This is a genomic window from Rhizobium fabae, assembly GCF_003985135.1.
Lineage (GTDB): Bacteria > Pseudomonadota > Alphaproteobacteria > Rhizobiales > Rhizobiaceae > Rhizobium > Rhizobium pisi.
This window is the reverse complement of record NZ_ML133652.1, coordinates 56,403-71,983: the sequence shown is the minus strand read 5'-3', so window position 1 is coordinate 71,983 and position 15,581 is coordinate 56,403. Positions and strand designations below refer to the sequence as shown.

General features: G+C 62.1%; 16 protein-coding genes and 1 riboswitch. Of the genes, 4 read left to right on the top strand and 12 right to left on the bottom strand.

All coding sequences use genetic code 11. The annotated features are described in order from the left end of the window. Window positions 1-111: 111 nt before the first annotated feature. Window positions 112-1,164 carry a lysine-2,3-aminomutase-like protein gene (locus EFB14_RS17620; protein ID WP_126827531.1) on the bottom strand — a complete coding sequence of 351 codons (1,053 nt, stop codon included), beginning with the start codon at window positions 1,162-1,164 and terminating at the stop codon, window positions 112-114. After that, on the bottom strand, window positions 1,161-2,222 hold the full coding sequence (gene epmA / locus EFB14_RS17615; protein WP_126827528.1) for an EF-P lysine aminoacylase EpmA: 1,062 nt from the start codon (window positions 2,220-2,222) through the stop codon (window positions 1,161-1,163). Before epmA ends, EFB14_RS17620 begins: the two co-directional genes overlap by 4 nt. Window positions 2,223-2,370: 148 nt before the next feature. Here epmA and efp point away from each other — a divergent pair, with 148 nt between their 5' ends. Then, complete coding sequence (gene efp / locus EFB14_RS17610; protein ID WP_008528334.1) at window positions 2,371-2,940, top strand: elongation factor P; 570 nt, start codon at window positions 2,371-2,373, stop codon at window positions 2,938-2,940. Between the two features lie 60 nt (window positions 2,941-3,000). On the opposite strand, the gene EFB14_RS17605 is transcribed toward efp, so the two are convergent. The 6 genes from EFB14_RS17605 to metA form a co-directional block, all read right to left on the bottom strand. After that, on the bottom strand, window positions 3,001-3,729 hold the full coding sequence (locus EFB14_RS17605) for an SIS domain-containing protein (protein WP_126827526.1): 729 nt from the start codon (window positions 3,727-3,729) through the stop codon (window positions 3,001-3,003). A 17-nt stretch (window positions 3,730-3,746) separates the two neighbouring features. Beyond that, on the bottom strand, window positions 3,747-4,898 hold the full coding sequence (nagA, locus tag EFB14_RS17600) for an N-acetylglucosamine-6-phosphate deacetylase (protein WP_126827524.1): 1,152 nt from the start codon (window positions 4,896-4,898) through the stop codon (window positions 3,747-3,749). Beyond that, on the bottom strand, window positions 4,898-5,929 hold the full coding sequence (locus EFB14_RS17595; RefSeq protein ID WP_126827522.1) for an SIS domain-containing protein: 1,032 nt from the start codon (window positions 5,927-5,929) through the stop codon (window positions 4,898-4,900). Before EFB14_RS17595 ends, nagA begins: the two co-directional genes overlap by 1 nt. Next, a complete protein-coding gene (locus tag EFB14_RS17590) occupies window positions 5,926-6,699 on the bottom strand; it encodes a GntR family transcriptional regulator (protein WP_126827520.1) in 774 nt (257 codons plus the stop codon). The genes EFB14_RS17595 and EFB14_RS17590 overlap by 4 nt, the downstream gene beginning before the upstream one ends. Window positions 6,700-6,848: 149 nt before the next feature. Further along, window positions 6,849-7,871, bottom strand: a complete 1,023-nt coding sequence (locus EFB14_RS17585; RefSeq protein WP_126827518.1) for an aldose epimerase family protein — start codon at window positions 7,869-7,871, stop codon at window positions 6,849-6,851. Window positions 7,872-7,988: 117 nt separating this feature from the next. Next, window positions 7,989-8,912 (bottom strand): homoserine O-acetyltransferase MetA, encoded by a 924-nt coding sequence (gene metA, locus EFB14_RS17580; RefSeq protein WP_126827516.1) that lies wholly within the window; start codon window positions 8,910-8,912, stop codon window positions 7,989-7,991. 48 nt (window positions 8,913-8,960) lie between these two features. Beyond that, window positions 8,961-9,038, bottom strand: a riboswitch (SAM riboswitch). A gap of 115 nt (window positions 9,039-9,153) precedes the next feature. Here metA and EFB14_RS17575 point away from each other — a divergent pair. The 3 genes from EFB14_RS17575 to EFB14_RS17565 all read left to right on the top strand — a co-directional run bounded on the left by EFB14_RS17575 (window position 9,154) and on the right by EFB14_RS17565 (window position 11,683). Next, complete coding sequence (locus EFB14_RS17575) at window positions 9,154-11,046, top strand: ABC transporter ATP-binding protein/permease (protein WP_183604877.1); 1,893 nt, start codon at window positions 9,154-9,156, stop codon at window positions 11,044-11,046. A 101-nt stretch (window positions 11,047-11,147) separates the two neighbouring features. Beyond that, entirely contained in the window at window positions 11,148-11,396 is a 249-nt protein-coding gene (locus EFB14_RS17570) for a type II toxin-antitoxin system ParD family antitoxin (protein ID WP_125845971.1), read from the top strand. After that, window positions 11,393-11,683, top strand: coding sequence for a type II toxin-antitoxin system RelE/ParE family toxin (locus EFB14_RS17565; protein WP_126827514.1), 291 nt, complete (start codon window positions 11,393-11,395; stop codon window positions 11,681-11,683). Before EFB14_RS17570 ends, EFB14_RS17565 begins: the two co-directional genes overlap by 4 nt. A gap of 39 nt (window positions 11,684-11,722) precedes the next feature. Here the strand turns inward: EFB14_RS17565 and EFB14_RS17560 are convergent, their stop codons facing one another. From EFB14_RS17560 to EFB14_RS17545, 4 genes are all read right to left on the bottom strand, one after another. Next, a complete protein-coding gene (locus tag EFB14_RS17560) occupies window positions 11,723-12,349 on the bottom strand; it encodes a hypothetical protein (RefSeq protein WP_126827512.1) in 627 nt (208 codons plus the stop codon). 114 nt (window positions 12,350-12,463) lie between these two features. Beyond that, entirely contained in the window at window positions 12,464-14,284 is a 1,821-nt protein-coding gene (locus EFB14_RS17555) for an ABC-F family ATP-binding cassette domain-containing protein (protein WP_126827510.1), read from the bottom strand. 3 nt (window positions 14,285-14,287) lie between these two features. Continuing rightward, entirely contained in the window at window positions 14,288-14,944 is a 657-nt protein-coding gene (locus tag EFB14_RS17550) for a thiamine diphosphokinase (RefSeq protein ID WP_183604878.1), read from the bottom strand. Between the two features lie 57 nt (window positions 14,945-15,001). Continuing rightward, on the bottom strand, window positions 15,002-15,529 hold the full coding sequence (locus EFB14_RS17545; RefSeq protein WP_126827506.1) for a MarR family winged helix-turn-helix transcriptional regulator: 528 nt from the start codon (window positions 15,527-15,529) through the stop codon (window positions 15,002-15,004). Between the last annotated feature and the right edge of the window lie 52 nt (window positions 15,530-15,581).

Genomic DNA, 15,581 nt, shown 5'->3' with positions numbered 1-15,581 from the left:
AAACGGAAATAGATATTCTATATCAATTCTTTAATGAATTTTCATCGCCGACGCCGAAAACAATTTCCGGCGTGACGAGTACAGAAATGACACGGAAAGCAGCGCTTTTGGTCAATCGGCGGGCGGATAGGAATGCTCGCCGCCGCGGTAATCCGAGACGGAATAACACCCGTCGCCTGTTGCCCGAACGGTGCTTCCGCTGACGACGGCCTTGCCGTGGCCGCCCGGGATATCGAGAATATAAGTCGGCTGGCAGAGGCCCGAAATCCGCCCGCGCAGCGCCGCGACGATCCTCTGCCCCTCCTCGATCGTTAACCGGAAATGGCTGGTGCCTGGCGCGAGATCGGGATGATGGAGGTAATAGGGTTTGACCCGGATCTCGACGAAAGCCTTCATCAGCTCGGCAAGCACCTCGGGATCGTCGTTGACGCCCTTGAGCAGCACCGACTGGCTAACCATGGCGATGCCGGCATCGACGAAACGGGCGCAGGCCGCGCGCGCTTCCGCCGTCAATTCCCTGGCATGGTTGGCATGCAGCGCGATATAGACGGTCTTGCCGCTCGCCTTGAGAGCTGACATCAGCGCCGCATCGATCTTCTCGGGATCGACGACGGGAACACGCGTGTGGAACCGCACGATCTTCACATGCGCGATTCCTGCGAGCGCCTCCATGATCTCGCGGAGCCGGCGCGGCGAAAGCACCAGCGGATCGCCGCCGGTGAGGATGACCTCCCAGATTTCCTGGTGGCTTCTGATATAGTCGAAAGCAGCCTCCATCGCCGCCGCATCGAGCGTGCCGAGGCCCTGTGGCCCCACCATTTCGCGGCGGAAGCAGAAGCGGCAATAGACCGGGCAGACATGCACGGCCTTGAGCAGCACGCGGTCGGGATAGCGATGAACGATGCCTTCGACGGGGCTGTGGGCATGATCGCCGATCGGGTCGGCGCGTTCTTCGGGGGCGACCGTGAGTTCGGCTGCATCAGGCACAAACTGCCGTGCGATCGGATCGTCAGGATCGGCCCGATCGATCAGCCGGGTAACGACGGGCGTCAGCGCGATCGCGTAACGCGCGGCAACCTCTTCAAGCGCAGCGCGATCGGCAGGCGCGGCAAGCCCCGCCATCACGAGATCGTCGACGCTCTTGATCGGTTTGACGACATTCATCTTCCGTACTCCGCAACCGGCGCCCAGAGCACCTGGTCGATGCGCGACGCTCCCGTCGCCAGCATCACCAGCCGGTCGAAGCCGAGCGCGATGCCGCTTGCCTCGGGCATCAGCGACAGCGCCGCGAGGAAATCCTCGTCGATCGGATAGGTCTCGCCGTAGACCCGCGCCTTCTCGGCCATCTCGATCTCGAACCGGCGACGCTGCTCGGCAGCATTGGTGAGCTCGCCAAAACCGTTCGCAAGCTCGACGCCGCAGGCATAGAGCTCGAAACGCTCGGCAACCCTGGGATCGCGTGCCGAGGGCCGCGCCAGTGCTGCCTCCGAGACCGGATATTCGTCGAGAATGGTGATGCGGCCGAAGCCGAGATGCGGCTCGACCTTTTCGACCAGCACCCGGCTGAAGAGATCGGCCCAGCCGTCGTCATCGGCAACGCGCATGCCGACGCGCCTGAGTTCGGCCGCCAGATGATCGCGATCCGTCGAACCGTCGGCTGCGACGGAGGCGAGAAGATCAATGCCGGCATGACGTTGAAACGCTTCGGCAACGCCGATCCGCTCCGGCCCGGCAAAGGGATCGCTCTCGGCGCCACGATAGGCAAGCTTGCCGGTCTTCACCGTTTCGGCCGCAAGCGCCAGGATCCGCACGCAATCCATCATCAGGCTCTCATAGCTTTCACCTGCCCGATACCATTCGAGCATGGTGAATTCGGGATGGTGCAGCGGCCCGCGCTCGCGGTTGCGATAGACATGGGCAAAACACGAGATGCGTTCCTCGCCCGCCGCAAGCAGCTTCTTGCAGGCGAATTCCGGCGAGGTGTGCAGATAGAACGGCGCCTTCTGCCCATCCGTCGTCACCGCTTCCGTCGCGAAGGCGTGCAGATGCGCCTCGTTGCCTGGGGAGACCTGCAGCACCGCCGTATCAACCTCAATGAAATCCTCCCGCGCGAAAAACCCGCGCAACGCCGCCTGGATCGCATTGCGCCCGATCAGGAAGGGGCGGCGATCGGCATGCACGGACGGTGTCCACCAGGGGGACGCTTTCGCCGAAGAGTTCATTCCAAGCTTTCTTCGCCGGAGAAGCCGGTATGGGGGTGGCTATTTCCCGGTTTTTAGGTTAGTTGCGCCCCCAAAGAAAAACATTTGCGTCTTCGGGGCGTCTCGACAGTCATCTACGACGCCGAAAGCCGAGTTACAAGGAAGTCTTATGGTCAAGGTCATCGCCTCTTCGGTCCGCAAGGGCAACGTGCTCGACGTGGACGGCAAGCTTTATGTCGTTCTCACCGCCCAGAACTTTCATCCGGGCAAGGGCACGCCGGTCACCCAGGTCGACATGCGCCGCATCGTCGACGGCGTGAAGGTTTCCGAACGCTGGCGCACGACTGAACAGGTCGAGCGCGCCTTCGTCGAAGACGTCAACTTCCAGTATCTCTATGAAGACGGCGAAGGCTTCCACTTCATGAATCCTGCGAACTACGACCAGGTGGTCGTGAGCCAGGAAACCATGGGCGATCAGAAGGCCTATCTCCAGGAAGGCATGACCTGCATTCTGTCGATCCATGAAGGCATTCCGCTGGCGCTCGAACTGCCGCGCCACGTGACTCTCGAGATCGTCGAGACCGAACCGGTCGTCAAGGGCCAGACGGCTTCCTCTTCCTACAAGCCGGCCATGCTCTCCAACGGCATCCGCACCTCTGTTCCGCCGCATATCGACGCCGGCACCCGCGTCGTCATCGCGACGGAAGACAACTCCTACGTCGAACGCGCCAAGGACTGATCCTGGTTGCCATCTCTGCAGAAGGCCGGTTTCGACCGGCCTTTTTTGTATCCGCCGATATCAGAGATGCGGATTGCGCGGCCGGTACCTCTTGACGAGCTTCTGGTTGATCTCGGCAGCCCCCGGCATGTTGGCGCTGAGATAAACAGGCGCATCGCCGGATTTCGAAAGTTCCGAAGCGACTTCGGCGAAGATCGCGTTGATGACCGTCACCCCGACCGCCGTCGAGACGGGTCCGACCCGAAGCCCCGTGCCTTCGAGATCGAGAACGGCGTCGCCCGGCGGCAGCCCGTTGTCGAGCACCACATCGGCCACGTCGGCAAGCCGCCGGCGACCATTGGCGATCGCTGAGGAATAGGCGATCGACGTGATGGCAATCACTTTTGCGCCGATTTCGCGCGCATAATCGGCAGCCTCGATCGGCGCGGCATTCACGCCAGAATTGGAGGCGATGATGATGACATCGCCCGGCTGCATGCCGTAGCGCTCCAGCATCGGCCGCACTAGGCCCTGCGTGCGCTCATAGACCGAGCTGATGACCGCCCCCTCATGCAGCATGGCCGAGCCGACGAGCACCGGCACGGTGAAGGCGAGCCCGCCGGCACGATAATGCACCTCTTCCGCCAGCATATGCGAATGGCCGGTGCCGAAAACATAGACGCGCTTGTCGCCGCGGGCAGCATCGAGGATGACGGCGGCCGCCTGAGCCATCGGCTCGGCAAGCGCCTGCTTCAGTGTCTCCAGCCGGCCGATCAGATTGGAGAAATAGGCATCGGTGATATCAGTCATCCCGCGTCTCCTCGATTTCAGGCGGCCTCGCCGGCAAGCCAGGTGGTGGTAACGGTGAGGGCATCGGTGAGATGGACGAGATCGGCGCGCGCTCCCGGCGAGAGCTGGCCGCGATCGGCAAACCTGAGGAAACGCGCGGGATAGAGGGTCGCCATGCGCAAAGCCTCGGCGAGCGTCAGGTCCAGATAGGTGACGCCGTAACGTATCGTCGAAATCATGTCGACGTCGGAGCCGGCGAGCGTCCCGTCGGAAAGCACGAGCTTCGAGCAGAAACCGCCTCTTTCGCGCCGGACGGTGCGCCCGTTCAGCGTGAACGAATCCTCTCGCGAGCCGACGAGCGACATCGCATCGGTGACGAAAAACAGTTTGCCCTCACCGCGTTTGGCACGCAACGCCGTGCGCAAGGCTTTCGGGTCGACGTGATGGCCGTCGGCGATGATGCCGCACCAGGTCGCGGGATGATCGATCGCCGCGCCGACGAGGCCGGGCGCGCGATGCCCCATCTGGCTCATGGCATTGAAGAGATGCGTGACGCCGCGCGCACCGGCATCGAAACGTTCTTCCGCCGCTTCGCTCGAGCAATCGGAATGGCCGATACTGACGGTAACGCCGGCTTCCGCAAGCTCGCGCACCTGGGCGACCGTTACCTGCTCGGCAGCGATGGTGACGAGCAGCGTTCCGATCGCTTCGCGCGCGCGAATGAAGGCCTTAACGTCGCGATCCTCCACCGGCCGCATCAGTTCGGCCAGATGCGCGCCCTTGCGGGCAGGCGCCAGATGCGGGCCTTCGAGATGCAGGCCGGCGACGCCGCGGTTTGCCTTGACAGCCTCTTTCGCCGCCTTGATGGCGGCGGCAGACGCTTCCGACGTATCGGTAATCAGCGTCGGCAGCAGCGACGTCGTGCCATAGGGCCGATGTCCGCCGGCGATGATATCCATCGACGCAACGGAAGGCTCGTCGTTCAGCATCCGACCACCGCCGCCGTTGACCTGCGCATCGATGAAGCCCGCCGACAGGACACCCCCCTCAAGCGTCACCGTCTCGCCATCCGGCAGACCGTTTCTCGCGACGATCGCTTCGACACGGCCGTCGGCAACAATGAGTGCCTTGTCGTCATGGAAGCGCTCGCCGTCGAAGATGCGGGCGCCGACGAAGATCTTGCGCTCCATCAGACCGTCTCCGTCACCTTGAGCAGGTTCGCAGGCCTGTCGGGATCGAAGCCCTTGCGGCGCGTCACCGACTCGATCAGCCGGTAATAGACAAGCAGCGACACCAGCGGATCGACGAGGCCGCTGCCCGTCGCCGGCACGCGCAGATTGATACCCGACAGAGGCTGCGCCGAGAAGCCGACGGTGGTGGCGCCGAGTTTCTGCAGGCGCTCCAGCGCCTGGCTATTGTTGGCGAAGGCCGCATCGTCGGGCGCGAAGGCGACGATCGGAAAGCCCGGCTGCACCAGGCGCATCGGACCATGCATCAGTTCGGCCAGCGAGAAGGCCTCGGCATGCAGGCCGGAGGTTTCCTTGGCTTTCAGCGCCGCTTCGAGCGCGATTGCAAACGCCGGGCCGCGACCGGCCGTATAGAGCGAGGTTGCATGGAAGAGCACCTCCTCGGCCGCAGCCGTGTCGATCCCGGCGGTCGCCGAAAGCGCCTCCGGCAGCTTGCCGAGCGCGGCCTGCAGGTCGGACGCGGCGCCGACCGCAGCCGTCACGCCAGAAAGGGCGGCGACGGAGGCGATGAAGGATTTCGTCGCCGCGACGCTCTTTTCCGCGCCGGCATTGAGGCCGAGAACGATATCGGCCTGCTTCGCAAGCGGGCTGTCGGTGACGTTGACGACGGCGATTGTCGTCGCGCCGCCCTTCTTGGCGGCTTCCTGCAGCGCCACGATATCCGGGCTCGCACCCGACTGCGAGACGGTGAAATGGACGCCGCCCTTCAGATGAAGCGCGGCACCGTAGACGGAAGCGATCGACGGACCGACCGATGCGACCGGAACGCCGCAGGTGATCTCGAAGAGATATTTGAAGAAGGTGGCGGCATGATCCGAAGAGCCGCGCGCCGCCGTCGTCACCACGCTCGGGCGGGCGGACGAAAACAATCGTGCGATCTCGGCAAAGACCGGTTTTTCCTTTTCAAGAAGCGTGGCCACCACCTCCGGCGATTGGCCGGCTTCCTGCAGCATCAGCGACTGGTTCTCACTCATAGGTCATCTCCGATTCTCAATTCGGCAACGAAATCATAGGCATCGCCGCGATAATGCGAGCGGGTGTATTCGACGACGCGCTGGTCTTCCAGGCGCGAGACACGTTCGATCAAAAGCGCCGGCGCGCCTGATTTGACGTTCAGCATCGCGGCGTAAGACGCATCGAGCGTCACCGCCGTCAGCCGTTGCAGTGCGCGCACGGGCCTGTGGCCGTTGGCCGTCAGCGCGTCGTAGAGCGATCCCTCGCCGCCGGCATCGTCGCCCAAGAACTTGACCGGCACCACGGCACGCTCGATCGCCAGCGGCAAGCCGTCGGCGAGACGCAGACGGTCGAGCCTCAGTACCGGCTCGTCGCCACCGAGGCCGAGCAGGAAGGACTCCTCCGGCGACGGCGTGTTGACCTCCCGCGACAATATCCGCGCGGCCGGCAGGCGTCCCCGCGAGCGCATGTCGGCGGAGAAGGAGGAAAGCCGCCAGAGCGACTGCTCCATGCGTTCCACCTTGCTCGATACGAAAGTACCGCTTCCGTGTCGTGATTCCAGTGCGCCCGATGCCATCAGTTCGCGATAGGCGGTGCGCACGGTGACGCGGCCGAGCTCCAAAGCCTCCGCAAGGTCGCGCTCACCCGGCAGCGCCGCGCCGGGCTTCAGCAGGCCTTCCTGAATGAGGCTGGTCAGCGCCTGCGCCAACCGCTTGTAGAGCGGTCCGGCCAGCGCCTCGCCACGCAGGCCGCGCCTGTTCAGTTCCGCTATCAGACTGGTTCTATCCATAGATATACAATAGAACCTATTTAGAACCAATCAGCAAGCCGGAATCGAATGCAGACAAGAAAAAACCTCCCCGGCGGGCCGGGGAGGATTCATAGCGACCAAATTTGACAGCCGTGCGTCCTGGAGCATGTCGCGCAAGAATGTGCGGCTCAGCTCTTGGTGAAGATATAGTCCGTCTCCTGGCGCAGCACCTCGCCGGGACGTAGGACCGCATTCGGAAAGCCTTCGTGATTGATGGCATCCGGCCAGACCTGCGTCTCCAGGCAGAAGCCGGCGAACGGACCGTATTTGCGCCCACCGAGACCGGGAGCCCCTGTATTGAGCTTGAAACCGGCATAGAACTGCACGCCCGGCTCCGTGCTGCGCACCTCCAGCGATACGCCGGAATAGAGGCTGCGGGCGAGCGCGACGCTCCGTTTGGCGGTGCGTTCCGGGGACAGGCAGAAATTATGGTCGTACAGTACCTGCTCGCTGCCGGCGAAACGCTTCATCGGCGCCATCTCGCGGAAATCGAATTCCGTGCCGCCGACAGGGCGGATCTCGCCGGTCGGCACCTGCCTCTCGTCGGTCGGCAGATAATGATCCGCTGCAATCATGATGTCGTGGCCGAGCGCGTCTTCGCGGCCGTCGAGATTGAAATAGGCGTGCTGGCAGACATTGGCGAGCGTCGGCTGGTCGCTGGTCGATTCGTAGGTGATCGACAATTCGCCGTTGCCGTGCACCCAGAACGTCGCCTGAATGGTGCAATTGCCGGGATAGCCGGCTCGGCCGTCGGGATCGACGATCTTCATCACCAGCCGGTCGACATCATGCTCGACGATCGTCCAGTTGCGCTTGGCGATATTGTCGCTGCCGCCATGCAGGTGCGTGACGCCGTTCTCGTTCGGCTCGAGCTGATAATGCTTGCCGTCGAGCGTGAACCTGCCGCCGCCGACACGGTTGGCGCAGCGGCCAGGCGTCGCGCCGAAATAGGCCGAATAAAGGGGATAGCTGTCTAAATCCTCGAAGCCGAGTTGCAGCGGCGCGTCATATCCCTCGAGGCGCAGATCCTGGATAACAGCGCCCCAGCTGATGATCTTGGCCGTCAGCCCACCGCCCTTGATCTCGACGCGATAGACGGTCTCGCCCGCCTTCGTCTGCCCGAAAACTTCCCGCTTCAACTTGTCCGACATGATCGACCGTCCATTCTTGGCGCATCCGGTTCAAGACGCGCGGCGCTATAGGGTTCGACCGGAACCTGCCCGCATTTGCTCCAAACCGCAACCGGTCGGATCAGAAAGAAATGCCGCTCAGAGGTCCGCGCCGATCTCTTCGACGTCATAAGGTGTCGTCTGGTAGATTTCGTTGATCCAGTTGCCGAACAGCAGATGCGCATGGCTGCGCCAGCGGTTCTGCGGCGCAAGCGCCGGATCGTTATGCGGGAAGTAATTGTGCGGCATCTTGATCGGCACGCCGGCATTGACGTCGCGGAAATACTCGTCGGAAAGCGAGGTCGAGTCATATTCCACATGGTTGAACATGTAGAGCCGCCGACCTTTCTTCTCATGCACGAGGCAGACGCCCATCTCGCTGGATTCCATCAGGATCTCCAGGCTTTCGGATTTCTCGATATCGGCGCGGCGCACCTCGGTCCAGCGCGACACCGGCACCTCGAAATTGTCGGAAAAGCCGTTGAGATAGATCGATGAAGGCTTGAGGTTCCGGTGGCGATAAACGCCGAAAGCCTTCTCCTTCAGCTCGTATTTCGGAACGCCGTGGAAGTGGTAGATCGCCGCCATCGCGCCCCAGCAGACGTTCATCGTCGAATGGACGTTGGTTTCCGTCCATTCGAGAATTTCCCGCATCTCCGCCCAATAGGTAACGTCCTCATAAGGCAGGAGCTCAATCGGTGCCCCGGTTATGATGAAGCCGTCGAATTTGCGCTGCTTCACCTCTTCCCAGGTCTGGTAGAAGGCGAGCAGATGGTCTTCGGACGTATTCTTCGCCTTGTGGCCGCCGATGCGGATGAGCGACAGCTCGACCTGCAGCGGCGAGGCGCCGACGAGACGCGCCATCTGCACTTCGGTCTTGATCTTGTTCGGCATCAGGTTGAGCAGCCCGATCTGCAACGGGCGAATATCCTGACGGATCGCCATCGTCTCGGTCATCACCCGCACGCCTTCCTGAACCAGGGTCTCGAAGGCGGGCAGCGTATCGGGGATCTTGATAGGCATTGCGGTCACTCGATCAAAAACAAAAAACCGGCGGCGAAAAAAATCGCTACCGGTCCGCACGCGGCCCTTTAGCGACTTCTTTAACGTGGCTGCAAGCCGGCCGGCCAAATCACCACGGAGTGCATTAATTAGCCCCTGTCGGACTGCGAATCAACTGCGGAATGCATGCAGGGGCAACCCATGCAAGCATCATCACACTTTAATGACTGATAGAATCTGTTGATAGACGGGTAACGCCACCATGTTAATAATAACAGTATGGGCGTATTGGAAAAGCATGATGGCAGATAAGATCGAGGGGAGGCCCGGAATCCGGAGGCAGGATAGGGTAGGGTATGATTTCAGCCTGACATATCGCCTCGGGGTGATGTTCTCGGCATTCTGGAATTCGGCAGTGCGTGGCAAGGTGCTGTTCCTGGCAACCGTGCTGATCCTCGTTATCCTGGTGACGGCCTATGGCCAGGTCATCCTCAACGAGTGGAACGCCCCCTTCTACGATTCACTCGAGCGTCGCGATCTCGGCGAATTCTTCCACCAGCTCGAAATCTTCGCGATGATCGCCGGCACGCTGCTGCTGCTCAACGTGTTGCAGGCCTGGCTGAACCAGATGACCGCGCTCTACATGCGCGAAGGCCTGTCGCGCGATCTCGTCGACCAGTGGCTGAAGCGCAAGCGGGCGCTGCGGCTCGCCTCCAGCGGCCTGATCGGCGTCAATCCGGACCAACGCCTGCACGAGGATTCCCGCAACCTCGCCGAAAGCACGACGGGGCTCGTTCTCGGCCTGCTGCAGTCGACCATCCTTCTGGTGAGCTTCATCGGCGTGCTCTGGGAACTGTCGAGCGGCTTCATCTTCCACATCAGCGGCCACAGCTTCTCCATTCCTGGCTATATGGTCTGGGCGGCGATTTTTTACGCCGCTTCCGCCTCGGTGCTGAGCCAGGTTGTCGGCCGCAAGCTGGTCAAGCTCAATGCCGATCGATTCTCCAAGGAAGCCGAGCTTCGCTTCACGCTGATGCATGCCAACGAGAACATGCCGGCGATCACGGTTGCCCGCGGCGAGGAGAACGAGCGCAGGCGCATCAACACCGACATCAGCTCGGTGCTGAGGGTCGTCAAGCGCCTCGCCATGGCCAATACCAACCTTACCTGGGTCTCGGCCGGCTACGGCTGGCTGGTGATCGTCATCCCGATCATCGTCGCCGCCCCCGCCTATTTCTCCGGCGGCCTCACCCTCGGCCAGCTGATGATGTCCGTTGGCGCCTTCAACCAGGTCAATACGGCGTTGCGCTGGTATGTCGCCAATTTCGGCCCGATCGCCGAATGGCGCGCCACGCTGATGCGCGTCACCGATTTCCGCCAGGCGCTGCTCGACATGGACGAGGATTTCGACCTCAAGGACAGCATCACCTACGAAAATACCGCGCCCGACACGCTGACGCTGAAGGATTTGGTGATCAACGCCAAGATCGGCGAAGAAATCGAGGAATGCGGCGGTTTCCGCCTGCACGAAACCAATGTGGTGATCAAGGCCGGCGAAAAGGTCATGATCAACGGCGACCACAGCGTCAACCGCAAGCTTCTCTTCCAGGCGATGGCCGGTCTCTGGCCGTGCGGCAGCGGCACGATTGGCCTGCCTCCGGTCGACGACATGCTGTTCGTTCCACAAATCGCCTATGTTCCCGGCGGCACGCTGCGCGATGCGCTGGCCTTTCCCGAAAGTCCCGATGCCTACGAGAAGGCCGCCGTCGAGGCAGCCCTTGAAAAGGCCGGCTTGCATTCGCTGATCTCAAGGCTCGATACCCGCGCCCGCTGGGACAAGCTGCTCGACAGCGACCAACAAAAGGCAATCGGCTTCGCCCGCCTGCTTCTGGCGCGCCCGCGCTGGATCATTTTCGACGAAGTGCTGGAAGGCATGGAGCCGGAATGGCAGGAAACCATGGCGAAACTGCTGACCTCCATCCCCGAAGCCGGCATGATCTACATCGGCCGTTCCGAGGCCTATCTTGAGGTGTTGCAGCCGCGCGTATTGCATCTGCAGGCGCTTCCGTCAAAAGCGGAAGAACAACCGCCTGTCGTCCAGACCGGCGCCAGCGCTAGTGCCGGCGCTGCCGCCGTGCCCGCTCCGGCGCTGTAAAATGGCCCGCGTCCAGTTGAGGAAGTCTCGCTCCCTTTGCGTGGCGGAAATGATGCAATCTTTGCCAAAGTATGCCATGATCATCGGGTGAGGTGACGTATATGGCAACGATGAATGTTTCCCTGCCCGATCCGATGAAGGAATGGGTGGAAGATCAGACAAAAACAGGACGTTACAGCAATGCGAGTGATTATGTCCGCGACTTGATACGGCGTGATCAAGAGCGATCTGGCAAGCTGGCGGAATTACAGCGTTTGATCACAGACGGCCTGGAAAGCGGCGTCAGCAATCGTTCGAAGGACGATATTCTTCGAGAGGCGCGTGAACGGCTAGCTGCGCAGCGTATATGAAATACCGCATAACCGTCGCAGCGGATCGGGACATAATCGAGCTCTATGTTCTCGGCGCCAATCAGTTCGGTGCATCGCAGTCGGAGCGATACGTCGATGATTTATTCGACACCTTTGAATTGCTGGCCCATAATCCACGCATGGCGCGTGAGCGCCTTGAGCTGAACCCGCCAATGCGGCTTCATCCTCATCGTGCTCATATGATTGCCTACACCATCCACGAAGAGGGTATCCTGATTGTTCGCGTGCTGCATGGGCGCGAGGATTGGCAGCGCCTCTTTGTGTAAAACCAAGGCTATGGCCATTTTCCTCTAAAGCCGACCGCATCACATCGGTGGGGTGATACCCTCGAGACCGACGGCGACCTGGGTGGCCGAGATGCTGCCGTCCGCCGCCTTCGCGCCGGTGACGATAACGCCCGCGCCGGCCTTCAGATCGTCCTTGGTCGCAGGTGCCAAGGTCACGATTGGCGTGCCGTCGGATATCGTGATGATCTTTTCCTTGCCCTGATAGGTCAGCGTGATCGTGTGGCCGTCGACGGATTTGACGGCGTTGCTGACGGTCGCGTTGGTCATCTGGCTGTTCGGCTGCGCATCCCAGGGGCGGTTGCCCTCGCCTGTCCCTTTCATCGCCGCCGGGAAGATCAGCACCTCGATCGCCCCGTCCGGGCCGTCACCCTTCGGAAGCGAAGCGACGCCGACGAAATCGCCGGGCTTGATATCCTCGACCGAGGCTTTCCGGATGCCACCGACCTTCCAGCCCGCTTTCAGTGTGATCGTCGCATCGCTGCTTTCGCGTGTCTTGACGACCAGTTTGTCGCCGCTCAAGCTTTCGATTGCTCCACGGACACGCACGCGCTGGGCATCCTCCGCCTGTGCGGCCTGCGATATCGCAAGGGCAACGAGGCCGCCGGCAACTGCTGTGAAAAAACGGGAATGAGGCTTGCGAGACATCTGACTTTTCCTTGTCGCCATTGCGATCGGCAGTATCCCCGGCTGCCAGGCGGCACCTTATGCCGCCTGGCGACAGGCTGACGAATCAAGGAAAAGTGAGCCGTAAGGAAAGGCTCAGCCTTCCAGCTCTTCCCGCAGCATTTCGAGCTCCAGCCACTCCTCTTCCATTTTCGTGAGGCCGGCGCGCAGTTTCTCCATCTCGGCGGCAAGCCGGTTGAAGGCTGCGGGATCACGCGTGAAGAGATTGGGATCGGCCATTGCCTGCTCGCGCTTGGCGATTTCGGCCTCGGCCTTTGTCATCTCCTTCGGCAGGTTTTCCAGCGCGAATTTCTGCTTGAAGGACAGCTTGCCTTTCGAGCTTGCCGCGGAAGGTGCTGCTTCCCCAGTCTTCGGCTTCTCCGCCGCCTTCTCGGCCTTTCTGCGCTCTTCGAGCGCGCCCTTGCGTTGCGCCAGCATGTCCGAGTAGCCGCCGGCATATTCGATCCAGCGGCCATCGGGCGCGTCCGGCGTGGCGGGCGCGATCGTCGAGGTCACGGTGCGATCGAGGAAGTCGCGGTCGTGGCTGACGAGAATGACGGTTCCGGGAAAACCGGCAACGATTTCCTGAAGCAGGTCCAGCGTCTCGATATCGAGATCGTTTGTGGGCTCATCGAGGATCAGAAGGTTCGCTGGGCGCGAGAGGATACGCGCCAGCATCAGCCGGGCGCGCTCGCCGCCGGAAAGGCTTCTGATCGGCGTGCGGGCCTGTTCCGGCTGGAACAGGAATTCCTTCATATAGCCGGTGACGTGGCGCTGCTCGCCATTGACGAGCAGGTTTTCACCGCGCCCATCCGTCAGATAGTTGGCAAGCGTATCCTCGGGATCGAGATCCTCGCGCTTCTGGTCGAGGGTGGCGATCTCCAGATTGGTGCCGAGCTTCACCGTACCGCTGTCGGGAGAAAGTTGCCCCGTCAGCATCTTCAGCAGCGTCGTTTTGCCGGCGCCGTTCGGCCCGACCAGACCAATGCAGTCACCGCGATGCACACGGATCGAGAACGGCGTGACGATCGCACGATCACCGAAGCTCTTGGTGATCTTCTCGGCTTCGATCACCAGCTTGCCGGATTCCTGCGCGTCAGAAACCGTGGCCTGCACCGTGCCCTGCGGCCCCTTGTGGCCACGATATTGCGAACGCATCGTCTGCAGCTCGCCGAGGCGGCGCATGTTGCGCTTGCGCCGCGCCGTGACCCCGTAGCGCAGCCAATGTTCCTCGCGCTCGATCGCCTTTCCGAGCTTGTGCTGTTCCAGCTCCTCGGCCTCCAGCACCTGATCGCGCCATGCCTCGAAGTGCGCAAACCCTCTGTCGAGCCGGCGCGAAGTGCCACGGTCGAGCCAGACGGTTGCCGTCGAGACCTTTTCGAGAAAACGTCTATCGTGCGAGATCAGCACCAAAGCGCTGCGTGTCTTCTGCAGCTCGCCTTCCAGCCATTCGATCGTCGGCAGGTCGAGATGGTTCGTCGGCTCGTCGAGCAGGAGAATGTCGGGCTCCGGCGCGAGCACCCGGGCAAGGGCTGCCCGGCGCGATTCGCCGCCGGAAAGGGTCTTCGGATCCTCCTCGCCGGTCAGTCCGAGATGCGACAGGAGATAGGTGACGCGGTAGGGGTCGTCGCCCGGCCCGAGCCCAGCCTCGGCATAGGCCTGCACCGTGCTGAAGCCGGCAAAATCCGGCGCCTGCTCGAGATAGCGCACTGTCGACGACGGATGGCGGAAGACCTCACCGGATTGCGCCTCGACCAGGCCGGCGGCGATCTTCAGAAGCGTCGATTTTCCCGAGCCGTTGCGCCCGACGAGACAGATCTTGTCGCCCGGTTCGATCTGCAGCGCAGCGCCCGCCAGCAGCGGCGCACCGCCGAAGCTCAGGAAGATGTCGTCCAGTTTCAGGATAGGAGGGGCCAAAAATCAGACTCCGGAAAGATCATAGGGCCGCGCAAGCACAATTGCCCGGCCGCTTGTGAGCGAAAAGCGAACCTTGCCTTCCGCGACGTTGGAAATGGTGCGCGACGAACCGAAAGGCAGATGGAAGTCCTTAAGCGGGTAACGCGCATTCTCGATGGAAAGCCCCTTCAGCTCGCTGAAACCAGGCACGGAAAACAGGCTGCCCTTGGGAAGGTCCAGTTCGATTGTGCCGGCAAGCAGCGGCACGGCCTCTTCCTTGCCGGAGGTCAGCAGCACGTCGAAACCCTCTTCCGCCAGGCTGACGGCCGACAGCAGATGCTGAAGCGCATGATCGGAGCGTTCTCCGCCGAGCGCACCGGCAAGGATCAGACGCCCCGCCCCGCGCGCGATCGCCTCCGAGACCGCGATCTCGCCGTCCGTTGCCGCCTTCGCCGCGGGATAGGGCTGTTTCGGCACGTGGGGAAATGCACTGTCGAGATCATCAGGCGTCGAATCGAAATCACCGACCCAGAGCTCCGGCGTAACACCGAGCGCTACCGCATGCCGCATGCCACCATCGGCCGCAATGAAGCGGCTGCCGGCGATGGCATGGCGCAGGCGCTCCGTCAGGCCGAGTTCGCCGCCGAGCAGAATGGTGAAGGTGGATTGGCTCATGGGCATTGCCCTTAGCGCAAACGGGGGGGCGAGGGGAAGGGCCGGCGAACGGCGGCATCCGCTTCAGCCCGGCGTATCCTTGTCGCGCGACAGGAAGACCGCCTCGTAACCGCCGATAAAGCGTTCGAAAAGTGCGGCGAAGCGATCGACATCCTCCTCGGGCCAGTCGGAGACGATCTCGGAGATGATCGCAAGTTTCTGGGCGACGATCTCGGCCAGCAGATCCTGACCGGCCGGCGTGACGACGACGACGATCCGCCGCGCATCGGCCTGCGAAGCCTCACGGCGCAGCACGTTTCGCCCCACCATATCAGCCACCACCCGGCTTGCCCGTGACGGATCGATGCGCAGCATCTCGGCGATCATGCCGACCGTGACCTCGCCGGCGGGCTGCGCCCTGCGCACGGCGTCGAGCACGTCGAGATGCGAAAGCTCAAGACCCGGCGCAGCGCTCTGGATCGCCAGACGCCCGATCAGCCGCCGCCCGGTCATCAGCCGCATGCGCGTCATGCTCCGGCCGATGCGAGGCACGTTTTCGCCGTCCGAATCGGCCGGGTTTTTGGGCAAGGTCTTGGTCATGGCTTCATTCATGACGGAACCATAACAGAGCGGGATCGGAAATTGAATATGCAGGAGGCATTCA